Origin of the sequence: Shewanella olleyana (genome assembly GCF_023283825.1) — a bacterium.
Taxonomy (GTDB): Bacteria; Pseudomonadota; Gammaproteobacteria; order Enterobacterales; family Shewanellaceae; genus Shewanella; species Shewanella olleyana.
Genome location: NZ_JAKILD010000012.1, coordinates 102,816 through 120,634, shown reverse-complemented (window position 1 = coordinate 120,634; position 17,819 = coordinate 102,816). Strand labels below are relative to the sequence as shown.

Here is a 17,819-nt window from a genome sequence, read left to right as displayed (position 1 = left end):
ATTTAATCAGGGTAAAGACGTTTATGAAAATCTATTTGGTGGGCGGCGCTGTACGAGACGCTCTTTTATCTTTACCCATAAAAGATAAAGACTATGTGGTCGTTGGCGGCTCCGTAGAAGAAATGTTTGATTTAGGCTTTAGCCAAGTAGGTAGAGATTTTCCGGTATTTTTACACCCTAAGACCCAACAAGAATACGCACTAGCTCGAACAGAGAGAAAAAGTGGTCAAGGCTATGGTGGTTTTAGTTGCGAGGCCAATAAAGAAGTCACCTTAGAGCAAGACTTACTCAGACGAGACCTTACCATTAACGCGATGGCTCAAGATGATGAAGGTTCTATTTATGATCCTTATAATGGACAAAAAGATCTTGAATTACGATTGCTGCGACATGTCTCCGATGCGTTTGTAGAAGATCCATTAAGAGTATTAAGAGTTGCTAGGTTTGCAGCGCGATTTGCCCATCTCGGTTTTGATATTGCAGATGAAACCATTGCACTTATGAAGCAAATAAGTGAATCAGGTGAGCTTGACTATTTAACCCCAGAACGCGTATGGCAAGAATTAGATAAAGCATTAAGTACCAAACACCCTGAAGTGTTTTTTCAGCAGTTAAGAAAGTGTGGTGCGCTTAAAGTGCTTTTCCCTGAAATTGATGCGCTATTTGGTGTACCGCAACCTGAAAAATGGCACCCTGAAATCGATAGTGGGATCCATACTATGTTGGTGCTCCAGTCTGCAACGCAGCTATCAGATAAGAAAACCATACGTTTTGCAGCCGCGGTGCATGATTTAGGCAAGGCTATCACCCCAAAAGAATTATGGCCTAAGCATCATGGTCATGGACAAAAGGGGCTACCAGTCATTAAAAAGTTATGCCAACGAATTAAAGTGCCGAATGAATATAAAGAGCTTGCGTTATTATGTAGCGACCAACATCAGAATATTCACAATGCACTTGAACTAAGAGCTGAAACCATCATCAAAATATTTGATAAAGGTGATTTTTGGCGTAAACCGCAACGCCTAGATGATTTGCTTATTTGTTGTCATGCTGACATTCGCGGCAGAACGGGATTTGAAGCTGCTGAATATCCTCAGAGTGATTATTTAAATCATTGTTACCAACTCGCCAAAGATATAGATGTGCAGCAAATCATTTCTGAAGGATTTAGAGGCGCTGAAATAAAACAGCAATTATCAAACCGTAGAGTAGAGGCGATAAGTAAATATAAGCAGTCTGTAAAAGAAGGCTGAGGTGTTTTATAAACAAACAATCTATTACAGCTTAAAATTAGTCAGTAAAATAATACTAAAGAATGTTATTACTGAAAAACCTTAGGCGAAAAAACAAACACCTTTTTGCCAATTTATTGATAAGTTTATGAAGGAAATTGCTTCAATCTATTAGATTTACGATGTTTTTTGTCATCTTTTTTACTTTTTGGTATAGTAAAATCTAAAAGCTGTGACATAATTAAAGTGCTGCTGGGCAATATGCTTCAGCAATTTATTAAAACCTATATTGAAGGGATTTTCCATGAACAAGAAAGTACTAATGATTGCTGGTGTTGCTATGACTGCTCTTTTAGGTGGCTGTGCAAACCACACAGCTCTAGAAGAAAGTGTTGCAAATTTAGGTAACAAAGTAGATCAACTATCTGCTGAAGTTAGCTCTTTAAAATCTGACCAAAGCAAAATTGCTGCTGATGTTAAAGATACTAAAGCTGCCGCTATGGATGCACAAGCTGAAGCTTCACGTGCTAACGACCGTATCGACAACATGGCTTCTTCTTACAAAAAGTAAGAATACATGAAAATTAGCTTATTTATATAGGTTGATTATTAGGGCTTGAATATAGTAACTAGGCTTAACGTCTAGTACCATTTCAAGCCTTAATTGTATCTAACAGTTATTAAATACAACCGCATTAGAGCAAACATATTAACTCATCAGTGCTAGAAACTCAGCGTTAATACAGATTCTTCCCTCTTTTAAACAGCCAACCTTAAAAATAAAACTTAATTTGTGATGACCCCAAAAACGAACTAAGCTCATTTTTATGTCTGCATTTATCGAAAAACTATTTAAGTTTCGCAGTCACTAGCAAATAATCAAACTCCAAGCCTGTAACTGGCTTTTGTTTAATTTCATGTTTGAGCTCATCATTTATCCGCCAACTGAGATTGTTCATATCTAATAAGGTGATTGCCTGTTCACCTGTTACATCAGCGATAAACTTAATTGATGTAGATGCTATTAATTCAACATCTTTTGGTAAATTTAATTGTGGTGGTTTTTCAGTTAAATTGTCGTACAGCTTTTGCTTGAGTTGCCACAAATGTCTTGGCGCTGGTACTAACATTAATAGAACACCATCCTTTTTAAGGACTCTTAAACACTCTTTGCCTTTCAATTGAGCATCAAACAAGGTCACCACATCAATAGATTGATCTGCGAACGGAAGCTTTTTAAATGGGCTCAATAACAAATTTGCTGGCGTATTGTCTTTACTAGCAGCAAAGAGTGCATTATCAGCCTCTGAAACGCCCCAGTGAGTCATACTCGTGTTATTTGAACCTTGCACTAACGAGCGTAAATAGAAACCATCTGCGCATTGATAGTTAAGGTGATTAGCTTGTTTCTTACCTTCTACAATATCATTGAAAGCTGTTGATAATTGCTCAACTAAAGGGGCAAAAATACCCGACGCCATTAAAAAGCGCTTTGAGCGTAACTGCTGGCGAGTCTCACTTGTGCCTTTAAACTTAGGCGAAGTCACAAACGACCAATAACCTTGCGAGTTTTTATCAATATGATGCTTATTATCGCAATAAAAACCTTGTGATGTTTCATGGAAGTGCAACTTTGATGCGCAAGTTGGACAAATCAAGAATGAATTCATAATGAGCAGACTTCCTTTGAAGTGGTAATGTTTAGCTGATAATAAAGGTCAAACACCGAATATGAGAAAATAAAAAACGGGCTAAATACCCGTTTTTTTATATTCAGATTGAGCAATGTATTTTACAGGAAAATAAACCCACATAATACAGCACCTAACATTAAGCGATACAGGACGAATGGCGTCATGCCAATCTTACTAATAATTTTCAGGAAGAAGAAAATACAGGTATAAGCAGCCACAAATGATACGGCAATACCCAGCAATATTTCAGTATAGTTGAGTGCAACATCACCTGCTAAAGCGTCTTTGCTCATTAATATTGCAGCGCCTAAAATCACAGGAATAGACATTAAAAATGAAAAACGAGCTGCCGCATCACGGTTAAGTCCTAGCATCAGCGCCGCAGTAATAGTGATGCCTGAACGCGATGTACCAGGGATAATAGCTAAGGCTTGTGCAAAACCAATCAACAAAGCTTTACGCCAGCCAGTTTGGTATTCAGTTAGTTCATTGCGAGCCATTTTATCACCCACCCACAACATCAAACCAAATATCACAGTGGTAATCGCAATCACTTCAGGCCCGCGTAAATAGGTTTCAATTAAATCTTTTGCTACAAAACCAAAAAAAACAGCAGGCAGAGTCGCTAAAATAATCCACCATGCTAATTTACTGTCTTGGGTATGAACACCTTTGAAAATACTGGCAATCCATGCATTCAACATTGCCCATATTTCAGTTCTAAAATAAATGACCACAGCTAACAATGAACCAATATGAACCGCAACATCAAAGGCTAAACCTTGATCTTCCCATCCTAAAATTTGTGAGGGTAAAATTAAATGCGCTGAACTTGAGATAGGTAAAAACTCTGTTAACCCTTGAATAAGAGCCAAGAAAATGACCTGAAGCGTTTCCATGATGTTCCTTTAAAAATTATGATTTAACTACATACATAGCGAATGGTATGGGTCACTCACTAGCGTGATAACAACGTATCTTAATAGAGACTAGCGAGTAAATTACTTTAGTAAATCACTTAGGTAAGTGACTAAAATAAGTGACTTAAATAAGTGACTTAAATAAGTGACTTATAAAATTTAGCTAGTTTCTGTCGACACAGATGGAGGAAATTCAAATTCAATCGGCCAAATATTCTGACTCGATTTATCATAATTTTCCCACAGGTGTTGATACGTCTGTTGAGTGATAGGGTGTGCCAGCTTAGGCGCTATCTCAGCAAGAGGCCATAATACAAACGCATTATAAAGGATCTCCCCCCGAGGTAGCTCAATAGGCTGATGACAAACCTCCTCATCATAAAGCAGTAAATCTATATCTAAACTTCGAGGACTAAACTTTTTCTCGCCTCGAATACGTCCATTTTGTTTCTCAATTCGCTTAAATGTGGCAACAACATTCTCAATACTCATGTCAGTATCTGCTGCAGCAACCATATTTAAGAAATTTGTTCCTTGAAAACCCACTGCTTCACTTTCAAACATCCTAGATAAAGTCAGTTTGCCAAAATGTTGATGCAAATCCACTAAACCTGATTGCATATGCTCAACAGGCTCGATGTTGGTTCCCAAGCTGATATAAATACGTGCCATTAACTCATCCAATAATATACAGCGCAAATATGAATAGTTGATTAATTGAAGCATGAAAGCTGTCAATCAAATGTGATGATGAAATAACAACCAACATCAGTTTATATAAAAACAATTAAATATGGCCACGCTCAATGACAACCCCCACAGATTTAGCTGTAGGTATCGCACCTGGTTTCATAACAGCGACCTTTACCCACAGAACATTAAATTCATCCATAACATATTGAGCAACCATTTCAGCTACCGTTTCAATCAGTTCTATTGGCTTTTCAGTGATAAGTGCAGTGAGCTTATTCGAAACAGTCTCATAGCAAAGTGCATATTGATAATCATCAGATGCAGCTGCAGGTTTATTATCCCAAGCCATATCAAGATCGATGAGTAAGGTTTGATGAATTTTCTTTTCCCATTCATAAATACCAATGACCGTTTCAACTTTTAGCTCGCGAATTAAAACTTTATCCATGTGAACTCCACGCTTTACACGTCTTATCATAAATATTTCAGCTTAAAGGGCTGAAAATGACATCAAATAGCAGTTATTATAGTTTTAGCCTTTTTCCTGAGCAATTTAAGCAGTAGGATAGCGACTGCACTTAGGAACATCTGACGATTGAAAAGTGCTTATTAACCTTGTAATTGCCATTAATTTCAACTGAAAATAAATAATGGGCGATAATACCCTAAGACGAGTAAGGAAACCAATTTGAGCGCCGTTACAATCACAATTTTGATGATTATAACCGCCTACTTAGCCGGTTCGATTTCAAGTGCCATTCTTGTATGTAAATTACGAGGGTTGCCCGATCCGCGTACGGAAGGCTCAGGAAATCCAGGTGCAACCAATGTGCTGAGGATTGGTGGTGCCAGCTCGGCTGCATTAGTACTGTTTTTTGATATGTTAAAAGGTGCAGCGCCAAGTTATTGCAGCTACCTTTTAGGTCAAGATGCCGTATCACTGGGGTTAATTGCTATTGCTGCGTGTTTAGGTCATATATTCCCTATCTTCTTTAATTTTCAAGGCGGTAAAGGTGTTGCTACCGCTTTTGGTGCAATGGCGCCAATTGGAGGCGACTTAGCCTTATCTCTTATCGCCACATGGATTGTTTTTGTTCTCCTCACTCGTTACTCGTCACTTGCAGCAATACTGACGGCTATGCTGGCTCCAGTTTATACTTGGTGGCTTGACGATCGATTTATCATTCCCGTTGCCATGTTGTCACTGCTGATTGTGATACGGCATAAAGACAATATTCAGCGTTTAAGAATTGGCGAAGAGAGTAAGCTTTCGCGTAAAAAGAAAGCCACCAATGAGCAAAGCTGAATCCGTCATTATTTAAAGCTGGCTTAAAGCTGCAAATACTCAAACTATAAACAAAAAAACCTAAGCGATGGCTTAGGTTTTTTTATATGAGTCGGACAATAACGTGTCTTCTATATCAGATTATACCGCTTCCAAGGTATCTAATGGCCAGCGAGGTTGTCCTTGAACTTCCAAGTTTTCTGTTTGTCCAGCTTTTAAACGTTGTAACCCTGCATAAGCTATCATCGCGCCATTATCGGTACAGAATTCACCACGAGGATAAAACACTTCACCATTAAGTTGCTGCATCATTTCAGCAAGGTTTTCTCTTAAACGGCTATTGGCACTCACGCCACCTGCAACCACCAAGCGGTTATAGCCCGTTTGCTTTAACGCTCGTTTACATTTAATCGCTAGTGTATCTACCACTGCTTCTTCAAATGCACGGGCAATATTGGCTCGAGTTTGCTCATCATCCGGCTCTGCTGCAATCGTATTGGCGGTGAAGGTTTTTAACCCTGAGAAACTAAAATTAAGCCCAGGTTTATCAGTCATAGGACGTGGAAATTTATATCCAGCTTCAACACCTTTAGAGGCAAGTTTGGCAAGCCTTGGACCACCTGGGTAATCTAAGCCCATCAATTTGGCCGTTTTATCGAACGCTTCACCGGCTGCATCATCAACTGATTCGCCTAATACTTCGTACTGGCCAATACCATCAACTTTAACCAACATTGAATGGCCGCCAGATACCAATAACGCTAAAAATGGAAACGCTGGCGCATCATCTTCAAGCATAGGCGCAAGTAGATGTCCTTCCATATGATGAACACCAATTGCAGGTTTCCCCCAAGAATAAGCCAGAGAACGACCAACACAAGCACCCACCAATAAAGCACCTATAAGACCAGGACCTTTAGTGAAAGCAATCCCATCAATGTCATCAACAGTTGAGTTAGCGTCTTTCAAAGCTTGCTTAATCAAAGGCACAATTTTTCGAACATGATCCCGCGAGGCTAATTCTGGTACCACGCCACCATAGTCTGCATGTAACTTTACTTGGCTATATAAAGCATGTGATAACAAACCTTGCTCGTCATCAAAAACAGCAATTCCCGTTTCATCACAAGACGTTTCGATACCTAAAACCCGCATAGCAGCACATATTCCTAAAATTGTAAGGGCGGCAATTCTACCTGTTGATGCAAGCATATTCCAGTAAAGCTGAACTATCCTCGAGAATATGACACCGAGGTTACACAAATTCACTAACAAAGGGGGTTTACAAAAGACTATTACTCGGTGTAGAATTCCGCACCATTTTATTAAATAGCCTTGGTTAATCTACCTTAAATGGTAGTGCCAAATTAACTACACCTAAGGGGTGATGGCGTATGCCAATAATTAAAGTACGTGAAAACGAACCATTCGACGTAGCTCTTCGTCGTTTCAAGCGCTCTTGTGAAAAAGCAGGTATCTTAGCTGATGTTCGCGCTCGTGAATTCTACGAGAAGCCAACTTCTGCACGTAAGCGCGCAAAAGCTGCCGCTGTTAAGCGTCTAGCTAAGAAGCTTTCTCGCGAAAACGCACGTCGCGTACGTTTATACTAATCTCATTATGAGCCTAGTTGAACAGCTAAAAGACCAGATGAAAGAAGCCATGCGTGCCAAAGATAAGGCGCGTTTGGGGACTATTCGTATGGCATTGTCTGCCGTTAAACAGATTGAAGTGGATACCCGCGAAACTCTGACCGATGAACAGACAATAGCCGTTTTAACCAAAATGGTAAAACAACGTCGCGATTCTATAACTCAATATGAGTCAGCAGGTCGCCCGGAGTTAGCAGCAACTGAAGCAGCAGAGATTCAAGTAATTGAAACTTTCTTGCCTTCTCCTTTAACAGAAGAAGAAGTTGCCGCAATTATTGATGAAGCTATCTCTCAGGTAGGTGCATCAACCATGGCGGATATGGGCAAAGTAATGGGAGCATTAAAATCTAAGGTTCAAGGACGTGCAGATATGGGTGCCATTGGCGGCCAAATTCGCGCAAAATTAAACTAATAAAATTTTAGTGTTGAATAAGCCGTGCATCTTGCGCGGCTTGTTTGTTTTATCTACTTGGTAATGCGAGACCTATAGCATATATGGCGATACCTCGTGACTTTATCAATGAGCTTATAGCTCGCACCGACATCGTTGATCTAATTGATCATCGCGTACCTTTGAAAAAAGCAGGGAAAAACCACTCTGCATGTTGTCCTTTTCATAGCGAAAAATCACCTTCTTTTACTGTCAGTCGAGATAAACAATTTTATCACTGCTTTGGTTGTGGTGCTCATGGCAACGCCATCGATTTCATTATGGAATACGATAGGCTTGAATTTGTTGATGCCATCGAAGAACTCGCAGGTAAATTAGGACTTGATGTACCAAGAGAACAAGGTACAGGTCCTAAAAAAGATCAAGTTTTGAGCCGCGACTTATACCAACTGATGGAAGAAGCTAATCTCTTTTATCAAAGTCAGTTACGTCAGCACTCAGACAAACAAAAAGTATTAGATTATTTAGATTTCAGAGGACTTTCAACCGATGTGGTTGAGCACTTTGGAATAGGTTTTGCGCCTGACGGCTGGGATGGATTATTAGGTCGTTACCGCCAAAATCAATCTTCACAAGACAAGTTATTGACTGCAGGCATGTTAATTGCCAACGATAATGGCAAACGTTACGACCGCTTTCGCGACCGTTTAATGTTCCCTATTCGTGACCGTCGTGGTCGTGTAGTCGGCTTTGGTGGTCGAGTTTTAGGCGATGGAACACCGAAGTACTTGAATTCGCCAGAAACGCCCATATTTCATAAGGGAAATGAGCTTTATGGCCTTTATGAATTAAAGCAAAGACATCGAGATCCTCAGCAAGTGTTAATTGTTGAAGGTTATATGGATGTGGTTGCACTTGCTCAATTTGATGTTGATTACGCTGTCGCATCACTCGGTACAGCAACAACCGCTGAACAATTTCAGCTGTTAGTACGTAGTGCTAAAGAAGTGATTTGTTGTTATGACGGTGATAAAGCCGGTAAGAAAGCCGCTTGGAGAGCATTAGAGACTGCCCTTCCACTGCTTAAACCTGGTGATGTTGTTAGGTTTATGTTTTTACCACAAGGTGAAGATCCAGATACTATGGTTCGCCAAGTCGGTAAAGACGGTTTTGAAAAGTTAATGCTCGATGCGCTAGATTTGCCCGCATTCTTATTTGAGACATTAACCAATCAATTCGGTACTGATAAGAGTGCACTGGCTAAAGAAGCCATGTCACTGATTGAACGAGTTCAAGATACCGTACTACAAAATTTATTATTAGAGAGTCTTGCGCATAAGATTGGTATGAATAGCGCAGACGATTTAAAGAAAAAATTAGGCTTTGCTGTTAAACAACAGCAACCTATGAACAAAAAGGGCTTACAAGGCCGTGGTACACCATTGCGATTAGCCATTGCTTTGTTAGTACAACGACCTGATTTAGGTTACGGCTTAGCAGCCCAACCTGCATTAGCCCATTTACAAATTGCTGGCATTGATTTGCTAATTGATTTGTTAAATTTAACTCGCGAACAACAGTTTAACAGCGCACAACTACTTGAGATATATCGAGAGCACGAGCAAAAAGGTGCCTTGATAAAGTTGGCCCAATGGGACCACCAAGTGGCGGATGAAAACTTAGTTCAAGAGTTTAAACAAACCCTGATCTGGTTGAACAATCAATACATTGAACAGCGTTATCAGGAATTGAGTCTTAAACAAACTCTAACGAAAGCTGAAAAAATTCAGCTAACGAAGCTGATTTCAATAATGAAAGGCATCGCATAATTGCATTTTTTATTTTAAAAATGTTCAGTTAAGCAATGTCATGGACTAGCGTACTTTAGTTCATACAGCTATAATTGACGATTTGCTTGACACTTATGCTTCGGCAGGTGTCCAGTCGTTATTTCAGTTTCCCCAACTTGGATGATATCTATGGAGCATACTCCGCAGTCGCAACTTAAATTGTTGCTTGCTAAAGGTAAAGAGCAAGGTTATTTAACCTATGCTGAAGTCAATGACCACTTGCCAGCTGACATGGTCGATTCAGATCAGATTGAAGATATTGTCCAGATGATCAATGACATGGGTATCCGCGTTTACGAACAAGCGCCAGATGCCGATGACATTATGATGTCTGAGGACAACACCGATGAAGATGCAGCAGAAGAAGCTGCAGCAGCACTTGCAACGGTAGAGAGTGAATTAGGTCGTACAACAGATCCAGTACGTATGTACATGCGTGAAATGGGTACTGTTGAGCTATTGACCCGCGAAGGCGAAATCGTCATCGCAAAACGTATTGAAGAAGGTATTAATACGGTTCAAAGTTCTGTTTCAGAATACCCGCAAGCGATTGCGATGATTCTTGAGCAATTTGATAAGTATGAAGCGGATGAGCTTCGTTTAACCGACATCATTGCAGGCTTCGTGAACCCAGATGACGACGATGTAGCACCAACTGCTACTCACGTTGGCTCTGAGTTATCTGAAGACGAGCTTGAAGACGAAGATGATGACGGTGACGATGAAGAAGAAGAGGAAGGCCCAAAAGGTCCAGATCCTGAAGAAGCTAAAGAGAAATTCACTCAGTTACGTGAGTCTTATGAAAAAGGCTTACTCGTCATTGAAAAGAAAGGTCGTGATCACCCTGAAGCCATTGGTGCTTTATTTGTTATCGGCGAACTCTTTAAAGAATTCCGTTTAATACCAAAACAGTTTGATCGCTTAGTTAAAAGCATGCGCACCATGATGGATCGTGTACGTGTTCAAGAGCGTTTAATCCTAAAATTATGTGTTGAACAAGCTAAAATGCCGAAGAAAAACTTTGTTAAGTTCTTCACTGGTAATGAAACTGATTTAGCTTGGTTCCATGCAGAAAAAGACAGCAACAAGCCTTACGCTGAAGGCTTGAGAATGGTTGAAGAAGACGTGATTCGTTGTAGCACTAAACTTGCTGCAATCGAAGAAGAAACCGGCTTAATCATCCGTGCTATAAAAGACATCAACCGTCGTATGTCAATCGGTGAAGCAAGAGCTCGTCGTGCGAAGAAAGAAATGGTTGAAGCAAACTTACGTCTAGTAATTTCTATTGCTAAAAAATACACCAACCGTGGTTTACAGTTCTTGGATTTGATTCAAGAAGGTAACATCGGTCTGATGAAAGCAGTAGATAAGTTTGAATACCGTCGTGGTTATAAGTTCTCAACTTATGCTACTTGGTGGATCCGTCAGGCCATTACTCGTTCGATTGCTGACCAAGCGCGTACAATTCGTATTCCAGTACATATGATTGAAACGATTAACAAACTTAATCGTATCTCACGTCAAATGTTACAAGAAATGGGCCGTGAACCAACGCCTGAAGAGCTATCTGAGCGCATGTTAATGCCTGAAGATAAGATCTTAAAAGTGTTAAAAATCGCTAAAGAGCCGATTTCAATGGAAACACCAATCGGTGACGATGAAGATTCGCACTTAGGTGACTTTATTGAGGATAATACCTTAGAGCTACCTTTAGACTCAGCTACAAGCGAAAGTTTAAAGAATGCCACTCACGAAGTATTAGCGGGTTTAACAGCGCGTGAAGCTAAAGTATTACGTATGCGTTTCGGTATCGACATGAACACCGACCATACGCTTGAAGAAGTAGGTAAGCAGTTTGACGTAACACGTGAACGTATTCGTCAGATTGAAGCAAAAGCGTTACGTAAGCTACGTCACCCTTCTCGCTCTGAAATCTTGAAGTCTTTCTTAGACGAGTAATAGATACTCGAATAAGACACAGTTTGAAATATCCAACAAAAGCCCGCTTATTGCGGGCTTTTTTATTGTTATAAATCAGCGATATCTATCACAGATCTTGTATGAATTGCTTAACAGATAACCAAACGATACCAAGAAGTGAATTTCTAGCAAATTCAGTGGTGACAAGTACCAATAAACTTCGTATACTTCCCACCGCTTTCGATAGTGACGACTATCTTAAGTCGGCCCCTTAGCTCAGTTGGTTAGAGCATACGACTCATAATCGTCAGGTCCCCAGTTCGAGTCTGGGAGGGGCCACCAATTTTAGGATCAAAGACGCTTATTAGCGTCTTTTTTTCTGTCAAAAATTCAGTAACCACCTTGTTTCCTTCCTAATATCAAGTCCAGCAGGACTTAAAGACGATTTGTAAAACTCAAACTTTGATGTACCATCGATTGTACCAACAGCTTTTGGCAATAATTTTATTGGTACATTATGGCAAAAATCATCACTCCACTAAGCGATACGCAGGTAAAGCAGGCTAAAGCCAAAGAGAAAGAGTATACCCTTGCTGATGGCAACGGTTTACAACTTAGAGTGCGGCCAAACGGTTCTAAGTTATGGATATTGAAATACTCACAGCCATATACAAAGAAGCGCACCAATTTAGGTTTGGGTAAGTATCCTGATGTTTCTCTTTCTAAAGCTAGGTCACAAAGAGACGATGCCCGTAAACTTCTCGCGGATAATATTGACCCTAAAGATCATCGTGACGAACAAAACCAACAAAAAAAAGAAGCGATAGAAAATACATTTGGGGTAATGGCAAACAAATGGTATCAACTAAAACTAACCAAGGTTAAAGAGGAAACTGCCAATCACGCATTACGAGCAGTCACTAAACACGTACTCCCAAAACTAGCCAATGTACCAATCAGCACCATCAAGCCAAAAACAATTATTACTTTGCTTACGCCCATAGCAAACAAGGGCAACTTTGAAACAGTTAACCGACTATGCCGCTATATTAATGAAGTTATGCGCCTCGCTGTCGCTGAGGGTATTATCGAAGTTAATTACCTATCAGATGTCACTAAGCTATTCCCTGCCGCCAAAAAAACTAATATGCCGACCATAAAGCCTGAACGCTTACCTGAGCTTATGCGAGCCATTAGAGAAGCCAGAGTTACCCGTATAACCCAATGCTTAATTTTATGGCAGCTACATACTATGACAAGACCTATTGAGGCAGCTTCCGCGCATTGGGATGATATTGATATCGATAATAATGTTTGGGTGATACCTGCCGAGCGCATGAAAATGAAAAAGCCGCACACTATTCCACTTACAGAGCAAACCTTAACATTACTCAACACCATTAAATCAATGTCAGATGGTACAGGTTACCTATTTACCAATCATCGTGATCCATTGAAACATGCCAATAGCCAAAGTGTGAATGTCGCACTTAAGCGCATGGGCTTTTCAGGTGAGCTGGTATCTCATGGTTTACGCGCACTCGCCAGCACAACGTTAAACGAACAAGGCTTTGAGCCAGATGTCATTGAAGCCGCCTTAGCACATGTTGATAAGAATGAAGTGAGGCGTGCTTATAACCGAGCAGAATACTTGGAACGTAGACGAAGGCTTATGTGCTGGTGGTCTGAACATATTGAGCAAGCAGAAGCATCTTTCTTTATTACAAAAACTAAAGGCTTAAAAGCCGTAAGTTAAATTTGCTGGGATAGCCTAGGACTGATCATCTTAGGTGAAAAATGCTTACCTCAGCATTTTCCCAACATATTTTTGAGGTGTGACAGGGGTAGCACATGAGTAAATATAAACAAGGATTTACTATAGAAGAAGCCACATTATTCGCATTAGATTTAAGTGAATTTGACAGCTTGAACAGTATAGAATTAATGTTGGATGAAGATGAAGGTTGGAATGAACTCTATAGGGAAGCTAATGATTTATTCAACGCTCTTAAAAGTGAAACCATCATTGCTTATCTAAATTTAAAAAATAATCAAGATTCTTATGAGCCCAATACAGCAGTCAAGACAGATATACGGTTATACCAAGAGTGGTATACCGATGAATGTCAGGATAGTCTCGATTTTAGATTGACAATGCTAACAAGAGAAAGTTTATCTGTATGGTTTCGAAATATGGGCCATATTGAAAAAGCAGACCTTTTTTCACCGGCTTTTAAAACAAATATTCAAAAAGTTAATAAGTTTAAAAAAGCCTTTACAGCTGAACACTGCGCTCTAATTGCAACAGGGCTTGATTCTTATGGAACAATTAAGAATATGGAATCGATACTAGATTCTGATGCGGACATGCGGGCGCAACAAGCTATAGATGCTAATCAAGATAATTATTATGATATCGAAGTTGATACCGAACTGAGTTATGACAAAGTTGAAGAAGCTAAATCCATAAAAGAGGTTTTAGTTGATGAAATTGAAATAGCTAGTAATTGGATTAACTACAATTCCCAGTCCAGTGATTATGCTGAAATAGGTATAAATTCAAACCGTTTATTGCCTCAAGCTGAAACCGATATAGTTATATATAAACAGGTAGTAACTCGAGACAGTTGTATCGATTATGATTTAACCTTAATTACTAAAGAAAGTTTTGCTATCTGGCTATGGAAGCATGGACACGAAAAGTTGGCTACGAACGTCCTGTCAAACATAGACCAAATAATTACCCAATTAAATACAGATAACAGTAATAACTCGAAATCTTTAGATAATTATAAAACCCAAAAAAATTCACAACAAGAATGCGATATAAGAACTCCTGATTCTAGCTTAATTGATTCATTAGCCATAATGGCCTTGCTATTATCAAGAAAAAGCGGTCAATTGAACACAGGGAATAAACCTAACTACTCTCAAATCAAAGAAGCTGTTCAATCTGCTTTTATAGACTTAAATTTAATCGATAAAGAAGATAAACCATTACAAATTAGTAATTTGAATAGAGATTTAAAAAAGGCAGTAGAGCAGCTTTCAACTCGCTTCACAATTAAATAAACTGGCTAGCCAAAGCTGGCCAAACTATGTTTTGGCCAGCCACCAAATCAAACTAGATTAATATTAACCTATAAAAGTTCACCAACCACTAAGGACTTTTATATGAACCAACCCCAACCTAGAATCATCAGAAAGCCTGATGTCATTAATGAAACAGGCTTATCAAAATCCACTCTGTACAACCGCATTAAAGATGGCCTATTCCCACCACCTATCAGTTTAGGGGCTAGAGCTGTCGGATTTGTGAAGTCTGAATGTGAAGCCGTTATTAACGCAATGATAGCCGAGCAAACACCTGAACAAATCAAAGCACTGGTTACCAGCCTAGTTCAACAACGTAGCCAGAATAAAGGGTGGAAATTATGAATAAAATATTACATACCGCACCTAATGGCGCACTACCTGAAGCAACTAGCCCAGCATATAAGCTACTCCAAATACTGGCCGAAAATGGTAAGACGCCTCGTGATGAACTCTGTGAAAAGCTTGGCGGCGGATTACGTTCTTATCTACAACAGTTAACGGGTGAGTGTTATCAACACTGGTTAATTCGTAATGAAAAAGGCGTTTTCAATGGCCGTAAACAATCACTGTACTGGATTGATAGGCGACACTTTAGTTGTGATTGGGAACAAGATAAAGACGCAAGAACCATTGCCAGAAAACGCTATAAGGATCGTTCTTACTATGGCTGTAAGAACGCTTTTGAAAGGTTACAAAAAGCCGAAAAGGAAAAGGACGAAGCTGACAAGGAGTATCGGAAGCGTATAGAAAGCAAAAAGCCCACTCAGAGCTAATCTAAGCAGGCTTTAATTTGAACTTGCTGGTGGTTGTAGTTGGCGAACCGCACCACCAGCAGTAAATGGAGTATAAACCAGAAGTGTACTTATTGACCACTCACCATGTAACTATTGCAACTTATAGCTTGATTGTTAATGACCTCTATTTATTGGTTTTTAACCCTAAATATTGAACTCGCAAAATCAAACAAACCTATATAAGACAATGCTTTAGCAGTGGGTAACAGTCATTAAATTACTAGGTAATTGATAATATCCTTATCAGTATTCACTTCGTTTTAAAAGTAATATGGCCTATGTGACCAATGACCGAGCGATAACTGTAAATGAGGTAACTTGGTGGGTTAACTCCAAAGGTAGCGGTTTAGAGGTTAATTCGATTAAAGCTATGATAAATCAAGTTAATGCAATTATGAGCCATCACAGTAAGGTTCACCTGCTCCGATTCGATTTACGAATGAGCCAATATACCAACGATAATAAAATCATCACCATTTTTAACCGCAGGCTTCACCGCTGGTTAATTCGCAACTATCAAGTAAAAAGTGACCGTATAGGCTATATCTGGTGTCGTGAAATGGAAAAGGCAGAACAACAGCATTACCACTATGTATTAATGATTGACGGTCATAAGGTAAGGCACCCAATCAAGATACTAGAAAAAGTCAGAGAGATTTGGCAGCAGCATTTAGGCGGATCTGAATTCACACCTAAAAACTGTTATTACAACCTACATCGTGACAACTTTGAATCACGCCAAAAAGCAATTTGGCGCATATCGTATTTAGCTAAAGCGCGAGGTAAAGGCTATAAACCCGTTCAAACTAAAAACTACAGCACCAGTAGGATAAAATTTAAATAACGGTTTAATCCTGTATAGGATAAAAACTTGATTGCTTCAATAACTCTAAGCCAGAGAAGCATAGGCTTTTAATTTTTTCAGCCGATTTAAACTTATCTTCCAGTTGCGAAATTTGGATCAGGCAAAATTCTGGCTTTCTATCCAATTGGCGTTTCAAAACACAAAATAAATTATTGTTTAGCTGATATTCTACAGTGACAAATAACTCTGGTTGATACAAACAGTCAGGATTAAGTACGAAGCCAATTGTACTAATTTTAGGAGTATACTCTTCTAATATTGGCAGTTTTTTTGTCACTTCATCATTTAGTTCTGAGTAAGCAAAATCTGTGAAAGGTATAGTTTTAGTATGTACCCAATCAGTCGCCTCGATAAGCCCAGCAAAAGACCACTCTATTCTATTTCTGTCTAGTATTTCATGCTCCCCTCTGCGTCTAAGTATTACAAAAAAACCATTAGGGGTATTAATAATAACTATACCTGAGATGCCAATAGGATTAGGTAACAAGCTTAAAGGGGTAAACACGCCCGAAGAGTAAAATAAATTATCAGCCTCTTCATAATACTTTAATATTGAATGTTCATATAAACTTCTTAAAGATGTCGAATTGTTCGACTCGTTAGCAGATTGGCTTGATATTAGAAGATCTGGGGAGTAATGCGTGTAAAAAATATCGTAAAAACTAGCTGCTCCAAGTTCAACCTTCAGAGAGTTATCTTCTTTGTCGTATTTTAATGTCTTTAGTGTCAACTTTGGTATATCTAATGAACCTGCTTCTACTAAAAAAAGTTCATCCCTATCAAGCGCAATCCATTTATATGACGCATCTAAAATACTAGGAAAGTTATAAAATTCTTTATAATCAAAAGAAAGTGAAATATTTACTTTTTCATCGATTGGATAAATATGAAAATCCTTTCTTTTTGATACATCAATCTGACTGACGCCATCTAGCTTACATGTCCTTCTCTTTTTTTCTGACTCAGATGAAGAAAATAATGTTTTCCATACAAGTAGCGATATCCCTAAAAATATAAGGATAGATATTTCAATCACTCCACTAAAAAGACCGTCTGGAACTCCATTGATTACAGTTATTCCAAGTAGTTTTTGAGGTATGCCAAAAGTCCAAAGAATGGAGAAAGTTAGTAACTTTAAATAAACTAGAAAAATAACTAATGAGAAAATCCTGTTAGAACTAAAGATTTGAAATATGGGGTATTTAATACAAATCGAAGCCCAAGCTCTAGATAATTTCACCTTATTAATCATAAATTTTACGTCCTTTTGCATCCTCACTAATAGGATTAAGTGCTTTGAGATGCTCAATAGCTTAAATAGAAAAGTGGTTGGTTAGAAGTATATTGAACTTAAAAAATACTAGTTTAAAGCCTGTTTTTCGCACGAAAAGTTAATGGTACATCATAAATCAATAATTACACAGTAT

The 17,819-nt window shown here is 39.0% G+C and carries 18 protein-coding genes and 1 tRNA gene; 13 read left to right on the top strand and 6 right to left on the bottom strand.

The window, feature by feature from the left end:
• The first annotated feature begins 23 nt into the window (after positions 1–23).
• Together L2735_RS10585 and L2735_RS10580 are read left to right on the top strand one after the other, a co-directional pair.
• Positions 24–1,256 carry a multifunctional CCA addition/repair protein gene (locus L2735_RS10585; RefSeq protein ID WP_248984673.1) on the top strand — a complete coding sequence of 411 codons (1,233 nt, stop codon included), beginning with the start codon at positions 24–26 and terminating at the stop codon, positions 1,254–1,256.
• A gap of 283 nt (positions 1,257–1,539) precedes the next feature.
• Positions 1,540–1,806 (top strand): Lpp/OprI family alanine-zipper lipoprotein, encoded by a 267-nt coding sequence (locus L2735_RS10580; RefSeq protein ID WP_248984672.1) that lies wholly within the window; start codon positions 1,540–1,542, stop codon positions 1,804–1,806.
• A 277-nt stretch (positions 1,807–2,083) separates the two neighbouring features.
• Here L2735_RS10580 and L2735_RS10575 read toward each other — a convergent pair whose 3' ends face one another.
• The 4 genes from L2735_RS10575 to folB all read right to left on the bottom strand — a co-directional run bounded on the left by L2735_RS10575 (position 2,084) and on the right by folB (position 4,990).
• Positions 2,084–2,905, bottom strand: a complete 822-nt coding sequence (locus L2735_RS10575; protein WP_248984671.1) for a methyltransferase domain-containing protein — start codon at positions 2,903–2,905, stop codon at positions 2,084–2,086.
• A 122-nt stretch (positions 2,906–3,027) separates the two neighbouring features.
• Positions 3,028–3,828 carry an undecaprenyl-diphosphate phosphatase gene (locus L2735_RS10570; RefSeq protein WP_248984670.1) on the bottom strand — a complete coding sequence of 267 codons (801 nt, stop codon included), beginning with the start codon at positions 3,826–3,828 and terminating at the stop codon, positions 3,028–3,030.
• Between the two features lie 180 nt (positions 3,829–4,008).
• The gene (folK, locus tag L2735_RS10565) at positions 4,009–4,521 is read right to left on the bottom strand and encodes a 2-amino-4-hydroxy-6-hydroxymethyldihydropteridine diphosphokinase (protein WP_248984669.1); all 513 of its coding nucleotides are present in this window, start codon (positions 4,519–4,521) and stop codon (positions 4,009–4,011) included.
• A 115-nt stretch (positions 4,522–4,636) separates the two neighbouring features.
• The gene (folB, locus tag L2735_RS10560) at positions 4,637–4,990 is read right to left on the bottom strand and encodes a dihydroneopterin aldolase (RefSeq protein WP_248984668.1); all 354 of its coding nucleotides are present in this window, start codon (positions 4,988–4,990) and stop codon (positions 4,637–4,639) included.
• A gap of 240 nt (positions 4,991–5,230) precedes the next feature.
• On the opposite strand from folB, the gene plsY reads away from it, so the two are divergent.
• On the top strand, positions 5,231–5,848 hold the full coding sequence (plsY, locus tag L2735_RS10555) for a glycerol-3-phosphate 1-O-acyltransferase PlsY (RefSeq protein ID WP_248984667.1): 618 nt from the start codon (positions 5,231–5,233) through the stop codon (positions 5,846–5,848).
• 120 nt (positions 5,849–5,968) lie between these two features.
• On the opposite strand, the gene tsaD is transcribed toward plsY, so the two are convergent.
• The gene (tsaD, locus tag L2735_RS10550; RefSeq protein WP_248984666.1) at positions 5,969–6,982 is read right to left on the bottom strand and encodes a tRNA (adenosine(37)-N6)-threonylcarbamoyltransferase complex transferase subunit TsaD; all 1,014 of its coding nucleotides are present in this window, start codon (positions 6,980–6,982) and stop codon (positions 5,969–5,971) included.
• 239 nt (positions 6,983–7,221) lie between these two features.
• Here tsaD and rpsU point away from each other — a divergent pair, with 239 nt between their 5' ends.
• From rpsU to L2735_RS10500, 10 genes are all read left to right on the top strand, one after another.
• Positions 7,222–7,437, top strand: a complete 216-nt coding sequence (gene rpsU, locus L2735_RS10545; protein WP_055024252.1) for a 30S ribosomal protein S21 — start codon at positions 7,222–7,224, stop codon at positions 7,435–7,437.
• A gap of 7 nt (positions 7,438–7,444) precedes the next feature.
• The gene (locus L2735_RS10540; protein WP_102529737.1) at positions 7,445–7,888 is read left to right on the top strand and encodes a GatB/YqeY domain-containing protein; all 444 of its coding nucleotides are present in this window, start codon (positions 7,445–7,447) and stop codon (positions 7,886–7,888) included.
• Between the two features lie 83 nt (positions 7,889–7,971).
• On the top strand, positions 7,972–9,696 hold the full coding sequence (dnaG, locus tag L2735_RS10535; RefSeq protein ID WP_248984665.1) for a DNA primase: 1,725 nt from the start codon (positions 7,972–7,974) through the stop codon (positions 9,694–9,696).
• Positions 9,697–9,846: 150 nt separating this feature from the next.
• On the top strand, positions 9,847–11,676 hold the full coding sequence (gene rpoD, locus L2735_RS10530; RefSeq protein WP_248984664.1) for an RNA polymerase sigma factor RpoD: 1,830 nt from the start codon (positions 9,847–9,849) through the stop codon (positions 11,674–11,676).
• A 226-nt stretch (positions 11,677–11,902) separates the two neighbouring features.
• Positions 11,903–11,979: transfer RNA gene (locus L2735_RS10525), tRNA-Ile, on the top strand.
• 175 nt (positions 11,980–12,154) lie between these two features.
• Positions 12,155–13,393 carry an integrase domain-containing protein gene (locus L2735_RS10520; RefSeq protein ID WP_248984663.1) on the top strand — a complete coding sequence of 413 codons (1,239 nt, stop codon included), beginning with the start codon at positions 12,155–12,157 and terminating at the stop codon, positions 13,391–13,393.
• A 95-nt stretch (positions 13,394–13,488) separates the two neighbouring features.
• Complete coding sequence (locus L2735_RS10515) at positions 13,489–14,709, top strand: hypothetical protein (RefSeq protein WP_248984662.1); 1,221 nt, start codon at positions 13,489–13,491, stop codon at positions 14,707–14,709.
• A 102-nt stretch (positions 14,710–14,811) separates the two neighbouring features.
• Complete coding sequence (locus L2735_RS10510; RefSeq protein WP_248984661.1) at positions 14,812–15,075, top strand: helix-turn-helix transcriptional regulator; 264 nt, start codon at positions 14,812–14,814, stop codon at positions 15,073–15,075.
• Positions 15,072–15,506 (top strand): hypothetical protein, encoded by a 435-nt coding sequence (locus L2735_RS10505; protein ID WP_248984660.1) that lies wholly within the window; start codon positions 15,072–15,074, stop codon positions 15,504–15,506. Before L2735_RS10510 ends, L2735_RS10505 begins: the two co-directional genes overlap by 4 nt.
• Before the next feature lie 292 nt (positions 15,507–15,798).
• Complete coding sequence (locus tag L2735_RS10500) at positions 15,799–16,371, top strand: YagK/YfjJ domain-containing protein (RefSeq protein WP_346348132.1); 573 nt, start codon at positions 15,799–15,801, stop codon at positions 16,369–16,371.
• Positions 16,372–16,375: 4 nt separating this feature from the next.
• Here L2735_RS10500 and L2735_RS10495 read toward each other — a convergent pair whose 3' ends face one another.
• Positions 16,376–17,644, bottom strand: coding sequence for a hypothetical protein (locus L2735_RS10495; protein WP_248984659.1), 1,269 nt, complete (start codon positions 17,642–17,644; stop codon positions 16,376–16,378).
• Between the last annotated feature and the right edge of the window lie 175 nt (positions 17,645–17,819).

Excerpts from the sequence above, each read along its gene's own strand:
- L2735_RS10585 (WP_248984673.1), top strand. The coding sequence starts at position 24 with ATGAAAATCTATTTGGTGGGCGGCGCTGTACGAGACGCTCTTTTATCT.
- L2735_RS10580 (WP_248984672.1), top strand. The coding sequence starts at position 1,540 with ATGAACAAGAAAGTACTAATGATTGCTGGTGTTGCTATGACTGCTCTT.
- L2735_RS10575 (WP_248984671.1), bottom strand. The coding sequence starts at position 2,905 with ATGAATTCATTCTTGATTTGTCCAACTTGCGCATCAAAGTTGCACTTC.
- L2735_RS10570 (WP_248984670.1), bottom strand. The coding sequence starts at position 3,828 with ATGGAAACGCTTCAGGTCATTTTCTTGGCTCTTATTCAAGGGTTAACA.
- folK (WP_248984669.1), bottom strand. The coding sequence starts at position 4,521 with ATGGCACGTATTTATATCAGCTTGGGAACCAACATCGAGCCTGTTGAG.
- folB (WP_248984668.1), bottom strand. The coding sequence starts at position 4,990 with ATGGATAAAGTTTTAATTCGCGAGCTAAAAGTTGAAACGGTCATTGGT.
- tsaD (WP_248984666.1), bottom strand. The coding sequence starts at position 6,982 with ATGCGGGTTTTAGGTATCGAAACGTCTTGTGATGAAACGGGAATTGCT.
- rpsU (WP_055024252.1), top strand. The coding sequence starts at position 7,222 with ATGCCAATAATTAAAGTACGTGAAAACGAACCATTCGACGTAGCTCTT.
- L2735_RS10540 (WP_102529737.1), top strand. The coding sequence starts at position 7,445 with ATGAGCCTAGTTGAACAGCTAAAAGACCAGATGAAAGAAGCCATGCGT.
- dnaG (WP_248984665.1), top strand. The coding sequence starts at position 7,972 with ATGGCGATACCTCGTGACTTTATCAATGAGCTTATAGCTCGCACCGAC.
- rpoD (WP_248984664.1), top strand. The coding sequence starts at position 9,847 with ATGGAGCATACTCCGCAGTCGCAACTTAAATTGTTGCTTGCTAAAGGT.
- L2735_RS10520 (WP_248984663.1), top strand. The coding sequence starts at position 12,155 with ATGGCAAAAATCATCACTCCACTAAGCGATACGCAGGTAAAGCAGGCT.
- L2735_RS10515 (WP_248984662.1), top strand. The coding sequence starts at position 13,489 with ATGAGTAAATATAAACAAGGATTTACTATAGAAGAAGCCACATTATTC.
- L2735_RS10510 (WP_248984661.1), top strand. The coding sequence starts at position 14,812 with ATGAACCAACCCCAACCTAGAATCATCAGAAAGCCTGATGTCATTAAT.
- L2735_RS10505 (WP_248984660.1), top strand. The coding sequence starts at position 15,072 with ATGAATAAAATATTACATACCGCACCTAATGGCGCACTACCTGAAGCA.
- L2735_RS10500 (WP_346348132.1), top strand. The coding sequence starts at position 15,799 with ATGGCCTATGTGACCAATGACCGAGCGATAACTGTAAATGAGGTAACT.
- L2735_RS10495 (WP_248984659.1), bottom strand. The coding sequence starts at position 17,644 with ATGATTAATAAGGTGAAATTATCTAGAGCTTGGGCTTCGATTTGTATT.